This is a genomic window from Candidatus Aminicenantes bacterium, from assembly GCA_011049425.1.
Lineage (GTDB): Bacteria > Acidobacteriota > Aminicenantia > UBA2199 > UBA2199 > UBA876.
In genome coordinates, this window is record DSBM01000059.1 from 1 (window position 1) to 7497 (window position 7497).

General features: G+C 58.2%; 7 protein-coding genes. All 7 read right to left on the reverse strand.

Features of this window, described 5'->3' with window-relative positions; genetic code table 11:
- Positions 1-146: 146 nt before the first annotated feature.
- The 7 genes from ENN40_04425 to hutH all read right to left on the reverse strand — a co-directional run bounded on the left by ENN40_04425 (position 147) and on the right by hutH (position 7273).
- The gene (locus ENN40_04425; GenBank protein HDP94591.1) at positions 147-770 is read right to left on the reverse strand and encodes a hypothetical protein; all 624 of its coding nucleotides are present in this window, start codon (positions 768-770) and stop codon (positions 147-149) included.
- Positions 771-829: 59 nt separating this feature from the next.
- Complete coding sequence (locus ENN40_04430) at positions 830-1645, reverse strand: hypothetical protein (GenBank protein HDP94592.1); 816 nt, start codon at positions 1643-1645, stop codon at positions 830-832.
- Between the two features lie 295 nt (positions 1646-1940).
- Entirely contained in the window at positions 1941-2864 is a 924-nt protein-coding gene (locus tag ENN40_04435) for a hypothetical protein (protein HDP94593.1), read from the reverse strand.
- 54 nt (positions 2865-2918) lie between these two features.
- Positions 2919-4127 (reverse strand): hypothetical protein, encoded by a 1209-nt coding sequence (locus tag ENN40_04440; GenBank protein ID HDP94594.1) that lies wholly within the window; start codon positions 4125-4127, stop codon positions 2919-2921.
- Positions 4128-4262: 135 nt separating this feature from the next.
- Positions 4263-4703 (reverse strand): pyridoxal 5'-phosphate synthase glutaminase subunit PdxT, encoded by a 441-nt coding sequence (pdxT, locus tag ENN40_04445; protein HDP94595.1) that lies wholly within the window; start codon positions 4701-4703, stop codon positions 4263-4265.
- Positions 4704-4705: 2 nt separating this feature from the next.
- Positions 4706-5593 (reverse strand): pyridoxal 5'-phosphate synthase lyase subunit PdxS, encoded by an 888-nt coding sequence (gene pdxS / locus ENN40_04450; protein HDP94596.1) that lies wholly within the window; start codon positions 5591-5593, stop codon positions 4706-4708.
- Between the two features lie 102 nt (positions 5594-5695).
- Complete coding sequence (hutH, locus tag ENN40_04455; GenBank protein HDP94597.1) at positions 5696-7273, reverse strand: histidine ammonia-lyase; 1578 nt, start codon at positions 7271-7273, stop codon at positions 5696-5698.
- Positions 7274-7497: the final 224 nt, after the last annotated feature.

Here is a 7497-nt window from a genome sequence, read left to right on the forward strand (position 1 = left end):
AGTTGAAGAGTTGAAAAGTACGGGCGGTTCGCGAACCGCCCGTACGCCTGGATTTTGAATAATGCCTAATAAAAGGGCAAAAATTTTTCGCCCGCACAGGGAAGAAGGTATCAGGTGGCAGAAAGGCAGGATTTCGGTCCCAGCCCTTACATGCCGATGATCTTAACCTGCATATGAAGCATGGTCCTGCCCTCGGCATTGCGGAATGTCAGGATACCGAACAGGGGATCCGGAGCCGGCATGCGAATCCGTGCCGGCCTTGCAGGTCGAGCCGGCCGCATGACCGTGGCTGGACGTGCCGGACGCGCGGGCCGCATGACCGTGGCTGGACGTGCCGGACGCACTACCGTGGCCGGGCGGGCGGGACGAGCGAGGCCGGCGTCGTTATCATCCGGATCCCACTTCAGATGCATGTTTTTCAACTTTGGGATGGTGGGAAAGCGTACAAGCGAAGGATTGGCCTTTCCGTCACCGTGATTTCCGTCATCCGCCACCTGCGGGGTGAACTTACCCAGGCAACCGACTTCCCTACCCCCAATGGATAGATAAACCATCACCTTCTCATTCAGTCCCGCGTCTTCCAGGGCAGCGCGAATGGGTGTCAACTCAACCACCACCTGTTTTTCCCCTTTGACCGGTGTGACCTGGAGGGACATGACACCTTTCTCCTTTAATACCACCCATGGGTTGGGGACCTCCTTTTCCATACCCGCGAAAACCAATCCCGCACACATGAGCAGGATTGTTACAACGATCCATTTGCGTTGCATGACATCTCTCCTTTAAAGCTTTATTCTACAAACTAAGTCTCTTGAAACCGTGCTAAATCTCAATTAAATTCAAAATAGGCACCCCGGGCATTAAAAGCATCCACCAGGCAACGGCTGACGAAGTCACGCAGAATGGGATAAACAAAGGCCGGCGAATCCGTGGTCTTGTCCGGACGATCGGAGAAGGTGAAATTAACGGCCACGGGTACGATGTCGTCATTGAACAAGGCCTCTGCAATGGTGCGGGCCTTGCGGCGGACCGCCGCCGCATCCGCCGGTTCTTCGTTGCCGGCCAGGTAATCATAATCGATTGTCACGATGGCTGGGCCACTGATACCGGCGTTGCGCAAGGCCTCAATATCGCAAAACAAGTCATCGCCGAAAATCCAATTATCATCGTACTCGGAGGCGGGCTGCAATAGATCGTTGGCGGGTAAGGCGCGCCGGTCCACCTGAATGCGTTGCAACAGGACGGGACAGGTCACCAGGACGATCCGGCCTGTGCACAAGTTATTGACCCGCAGGAAACGGATCCAATTGCCGCTGTTCAGTCCCCGCAGGTCGCGGTAATCCTCAAAGGTATTTTCCATGACCATGCCGCCGTAGGCATCGCTGTGGTAGTCGATATTGATCAAGCATGTCCCTGGCGTGATGTGCGGCCAGGTCTTTTGCAGGTAAACCACCCAATTGAACATGCGAACGTGCTTATAAAAAGCCGAGAACGGAAGCATCCGCCCCCGGAACTGAATGAACCGGCTGTGTTCCACCACCTCGCGGGCTGACTCATCCCGGGTAGGAACCTCTCGCAGGCATTCGGGCGAGAGCAGGATCAACAATCCCGCCAGCAAAGCGGTTGTTGGAACTATTCTTCTCATCTCTACCTATCATTATGGTTGGCCAGAGCAGTAGAATCCACCCCGGGGACAAAACAGCGGCCAAATTGGAGTTTTCAGAAAGAAGAATGAAATCGCGAATGATCTGTAGGATGCACTCGGAAGGAGCTGTAGGGGTCTTGAATGAACTCGTAGAAGGTAGAACGTAGAAAAAAGCATGAACATTCCTGCTTTTACTTTCGACTTTAGACTTTCAACTTTCGACTGATATTTTCCTGCCTTCCTGTCACCTGATACCTGCCACCTTCTTTTCAACTCTCCAACTCTCCAACTTTGATTAAATACACCTGGCGTCATCCCAGGGGCCGTACACACGGTAGATTTTGCGTTTTTTGTCGTAGTCAAAGCGCAGGGTGAACTTGGCGTCGGAGGAATTGCCGATCTGCACGACCTGCCACAACTTGGAGCCGGCGATACGCGTGCGCTGGTCTTCGGGAAAGGTGATGTCATAGGTGATGGTCAGGATAAAAGACCGGGCATTGACCGAGACACGCTCTATGGGAAATGTGAACGAGCCGTGGCGATGGTGGGTGTATACCACTTCCATGCGGTTTCCCAGGGTTTCGTAAACCTGGTCATCACTCATCTGGGCGATTTTTTCTTCAGGCCACCAATTCCCCAGCCGCGTGAAGAGTCCGAATCCTTCCCCGGTTACGTTGATCTTGTATTGCCGCCGTCCTCCCGATGATTGACCGATGGTGGTCAGTTTGCCTGGATCATCAGCGCTTTTCTCCAACAATTCATCCAAACGTACGCCCCACAACTCCACATAAGTATCAACGGGTTCGAGGTAATAACCGGGTTCCCCCCGGACCACCCCATGATCACTCCAGCTGTCACTGCCGTCTTTCACGGACACATCTTGCTGGCTGAAGTAGCGGTCGGTATACGCTTCCAGCTCGTAGACCTCGCGTTTCATCAGTACGTGGAAATCCAGGTTCGCGCTGGTCCCGGCCGCCACGATGTAATGGTGTTCACCACAGGGTTCTCCCAGATCATCCCCAATCCGGGCCTCCGGCGCCGGAGATTGCGCCGCGGTTTCCGGTTCCGCGTACGCGATCTCTTCCGCGGGCTCGGACGGAGTCGGGGCCGGGGGCGTCTCTTCCCTGACAACGTCTTTGCCGCAGGCGTTTGCCAGGAAGAGAAGCATCACAAGGGGAATCAAAAGCCGGGACGGTTTTCTCTCTTTTCGTGCCATCATATCGCCTCCCCGCAGATATTACCGCATGGGAAAATAAAATTGAAGGGATAATGGCTACCACTCGCGCCGGCGTTTATTGCGCAATCGTCCGGCCAGGCCGGGGAAATAACGCCAGGCAACGTTCTTGGCCAGGTTGCGAGCGCGACGGTGCAGGTCCCGCCACCACGGAGGCGGCGATAAAATGGTTTCCAGGGCGGACGCGGCTGCGGGCTCTCTGTCAGGCCCACACCACCGCAACAGTTCATCGTACTCGCGACCCCAGCGGCCGCGATCCGCCACCAGGGGCCAGCGGGCCCAGTGCGGGGGGGCGGAAAATGCGTGATTGGGTTCCTTGATGCCCGCCAGGCGCAATGCCAGCCTGGTGCGCAGGCACTTGTCGCAGTCACCGCAGTTGATCCGGTCGGGCGGATTCGATTCACACACCTGCAGCCATTCCGCCGCCCGGGGAGCATTCCGGGTGATACGACGAATTTTTTCAATCCGCCCGGCTTCAGCTCCGTGGTGGATAATCCGGACGGCATCCGACGACCACAGGGCATCCAGGTGCGGATGGGAGCCGTAGGGATTAAGCGCGGCCAGGCTTAGTGAAGCGGGAATCACAAAACGGTTGCATTCCGCCTGCAGGCAATGGGCGATCGCAGCCAGGAAGCCGCTCAGCCAGCAGGTGCCGAAAAAATTGCCGGGGAAGCGAGTTCCCCAGCGGGAAAAGCTGCGGTCGGCCAGTGACCTTAGGTTGGTTTCCACCACCATGATTTGCCGTTTCAACATGCGCGCCTGAGACTCAACCGCTTGCAGCGTGGTCTGCAACAAGTCGATGCGCTCGACCGGGTTTTCGAAGCCGTGCACCAGTACCAGGCGATCTGTCTTCAGGTTGGGGTCCATCTGGGTATACAGCGAATCCACTCCCCCGGAAAAACAGGCCGCTGTACGCATGGCAGTAGAGACCGCTTCTTTTCCCACAGGAGCCGTGAGCCGGCTGCGCCGGAAACCCGGATACCAGCCAAGCAGGATATCCTGGATTCGGGTAACCGCGCCATGCAGGCGCGGGGAAACCGGGGAGGCGACATCCAGGTCCTCCCCGGCCTGCATGCAAGACACCAGGAAGGCGCACAAGAACACATCACCCGGGTGATGGGGTGAAGCTGCGGCTGGAAAACGAAACCAGACCCGCGATTTTTCCGCCCGGAGATGGTCGGGCCGCACACTGGCGCTCAATTCAGCCCGGCCGTTTTTTGTCTGAAAGCGAACATTTTCTATGCGCATGGAGCCTGATGGTTTTTCTCAGTTTACTTCAAGCCGTGGCGTGGCTCAAGAATCCAGCCATTTTTCCAAGTCCGCGCGGAAACGGATGAAAAAACCAGGCGGCCGGGAAACCTTTTTTGCAAATGCAGTGAATTCTCAGGCGGCGCCGGCACTGTGGTTTGTATTCAAAACCATGTTCCGCACGAAATAGCGGTGGACGGTGGTATCCGGGGTCATTTCGGGGTGGAAGGTCAAAGCCAGGACGCGGTCGGAACGAACCATGACCGCTTCGTTTTTCCAGCGTCCCAGTACGGTGACCCCCTCACCCATTTCGCGGATGCGCGGTGCGCGGATGAAAACACCCTCCACCCGGGCGCGCGTTCCATCCAGATCCAGGTCCACGCGGTCGATAAACGATTGCGCCTGGCGACCGAAGCCGTTGCGTTCCACCCGGATATCCAGCAGGGCCAGGGTTTGCATGCGTGATTCCACCAGGCGGTTCGCCAAAACGATCAGTCCGGCACAGGTCCCCATGATTGCGCCGCAACGGGCGAAATCCCCCTGCAGGGCCAGGACCCCCACCAAGGGTCTGGGCATAGTTACCAGCCGCGGTCCTGCATGCGCTGGTCCTCGGGAATGGCAGAGATTTCCAGTCCGGGCATGGCCTTTTGCAGGCCTTCCGATACCCTGGCCACTACCGCGGGATCGTTGAAATGGGTGACGGCGGTGACAATGGCCCGCGCGCGCTGCTCGGGATCTTCTGATTTGAATATACCGGAACCCACAAATACGGTTTCCGCTCCCAGTTGCATCATCAGCGCCGCATCAGCCGGGGTGGCGATGCCGCCGGCGGCAAAATTGGGGACCGGGAGTTTGCCTTTGCGCCGCACATATTCCAACAGGTCCGCGGGAACCCCCATCTCCTTGGCACGGATCACCACTTCGTCCTCTCCCAAACGCGAGATCTCGCGAATCTCTGAAGTGACGCTGCGCATGTGACGAACCGCTTCCACGATGTTGCCGCTGCCGGCCTCACCCTTGGTGCGGATCAGGGCCGCGCCCTCGGCAATGCGCCGCAGGGCTTCGCCCAATTCGCGGCAACCGCACACAAAAGGAACCTTGAAGCCCCGCTTGTCCACGTGGTAACGTTCGTCCGCGGGTGTCAGCACCTCACTCTCGTCAATGAAGTCAACGCCCAGGGCTTGCAACACCTGGGCTTCAGCGAAGTGGCCGATGCGGCACTTGGCCATCACGGGGATGGATACGATTTTCATGATGCGTTTGATCATGGCCGGGTCCGACATGCGCGCCACGCCGCCGTGAGCGCGGATGTCCGCGGGAATCCGCTCAAGTGCCATTACGGCGACCGCTCCGGCATTCTCGGCTATTTTTGCCTGCTCCGGGGTGGTGACGTCCATGATCACACCGCCCTTGAGCATCTCCGCCAATCCGACTTTGAGGCGGAAAGACTTATCCATGCGAAACATTCTCGAGCCTCCTGAATCCATTTTCGGCGGTTCGCAAACCGCTCTGTTTACAGGGACATCTTACCACAACCCCGGACGGGACGCCAGGGTCGGGGGACGGGTTCAAACCCCTCTGACCAAGTCCTCTTCGCCGTCAAGGCTGAACCCGGATTCCGCCGCAACCCGGCGCGAGATCTCCACCAGTTCACGGGAACGGATCAGCCCGGCGGCGGTTTCCAGGTCCACGTAGAATTCGCGGTCCGCCTCGGCGTGGGATATTTCGCGGCGCACGCGGGCATGACAGGCCTCCAGCACCGGGCCGGACTTCAGGGGCCGGTGAAAGTCGAACCCCTGGGCGGCCAGCACCAGCTCCACGGCCAGGATGCGCTCCAGGTTGTCCAACACGGTATGCAGGCGGCGGGCGCTGATGGATCCCATGCTTACGTGGTCTTCCTGACCCAGCGAGGTGGGGATGCTGTCGGCGGAGGGAGGAAAACACAAGGATTTGTTTTCACTCACCAGGGCGGCGGACAGGTATTGGGGAATCATGAATCCTGAGTTCAGGCCCGTGCTTTTCATCAGCAGTTTGGGCAGTCCGGCTGCCTCGCCGTCCAGCAGCAGGTAGGAGCGGCGGTCCGAAATGTTGCCCAGTTCACTGGCCGCCAGCGTGGCATAATCCAGGGGCAGCGCCAGGGGTTGACCGTGGAAATTTCCGCCGCTGACCGCGCGGTCGGGAGCAAATATCAAGGGGTTGTCGGTGACGGCGTTCATCTCCACATCGAGCGCTTCGCCCAGGTGGATCCAGGCGTTGCGCGAGGCGCCGTGTACCTGGGGTATGCAGCGCAGCGAATAAGGATCCTGTACGCGTCCGCAACGGGCATGGGAAGCCAACATTTCTGATCCACGCAGCAGGTTGCGCAGCCGCCCGGCCACGCGCAGAGTCCCGCGATAGGGACGCAGTTGGTGTAGCTCCTCAGAAAAGGGAGCGCTGGAGCCCAGAAGGGCTTCCACGCTCATGGCCGCGATAATGTCGGCATGGTCCAGGCAGTTGCGCATGCGGTCCCACGCGGTCACCGCATGGGCGGTGATGAACTGGGTGCCGTTGATCAGGGCCAGGCCTTCCTTCGGGCCGAGTTGCAAAGGCTCCAGCCCGGTTTGTTTCAGCATCTTTGCAGTGGGGACTCTTTCGTCTTTCCACCAGACTTCGCCCCGGCCGATCAGGGGCAGAAACAGGTGGGCCAGGGGAGCCAGGTCACCCGATGCGCCCACGGATCCCTGGGACGGGACCACGGGGATTACCTGGCTGTTGATGTGCCACAATATGCGCTCCACTGTTTCAAGGCGCACGCCTGAGTGTCCCATCGAAAGCGCGTGCACCTTGAGAATCATCATGAGGCGGGCGATGTTTCGGGAAACCGCGGGTCCCATGCCGCAACTGTGGCTGCGCAGGATGTTGTGCTGCAGGAGTTCCGTATCCTTTGCTGATATGCGGGTACTGCACAGGGTTCCGAAGCCGGTATTGATGCCGTATACGGACACGTCGCCCGCGGCGATATGTTTCACCACGGCCTCGGCCGCGCGGATGCGATCGGCGGCTTCAAGAGAGATTTGCCCATCCGCCCTGCCCTCGGCTACAGCCAGGGCGGTATCCATATCCAGGTGATCATTTCCGTAATGAAAAACTTCTTTTTTTGTTTTCATGAAATCTTCCTGTAATCAGCCGCACCCGTTGGCCGGCAACGATGCTTTTTTTACTATAACCCAACCCGCGGGCCGGCTTTGCCTGCCGCTACTATACCCTATCCCCGGGGCCGCGTGCAAGAAGGCGGGAGGCAGGGAAAAATCAGTCGAAAGTTGAAAGTCGAAAGTCTAAAGCGAAAAGTAAAAGCTTTCTAAACTTCTTGCCTTTTCAACTTTTGGTTCTC

Bases quoted from the DNA above. Each gene is read 5' to 3' on its own strand.
- ENN40_04425 (HDP94591.1), bottom strand. From the start codon at position 770: ATGCAACGCAAATGGATCGTTGTAACAATCCTGCTCATGTGTGCGGGA.
- ENN40_04435 (HDP94593.1), bottom strand. From the start codon at position 2,864: ATGATGGCACGAAAAGAGAGAAAACCGTCCCGGCTTTTGATTCCCCTT.
- hutH (HDP94597.1), bottom strand. From the start codon at position 7,273: ATGAAAACAAAAAAAGAAGTTTTTCATTACGGAAATGATCACCTGGAT.
- ENN40_04430 (HDP94592.1), bottom strand. From the start codon at position 1,645: ATGAGAAGAATAGTTCCAACAACCGCTTTGCTGGCGGGATTGTTGATC.
- pdxT (HDP94595.1), bottom strand. From the start codon at position 4,703: ATGCCCAGACCCTTGGTGGGGGTCCTGGCCCTGCAGGGGGATTTCGCC.
- ENN40_04440 (HDP94594.1), bottom strand. From the start codon at position 4,127: ATGCGCATAGAAAATGTTCGCTTTCAGACAAAAAACGGCCGGGCTGAA.
- pdxS (HDP94596.1), bottom strand. From the start codon at position 5,593: ATGTTTCGCATGGATAAGTCTTTCCGCCTCAAAGTCGGATTGGCGGAG.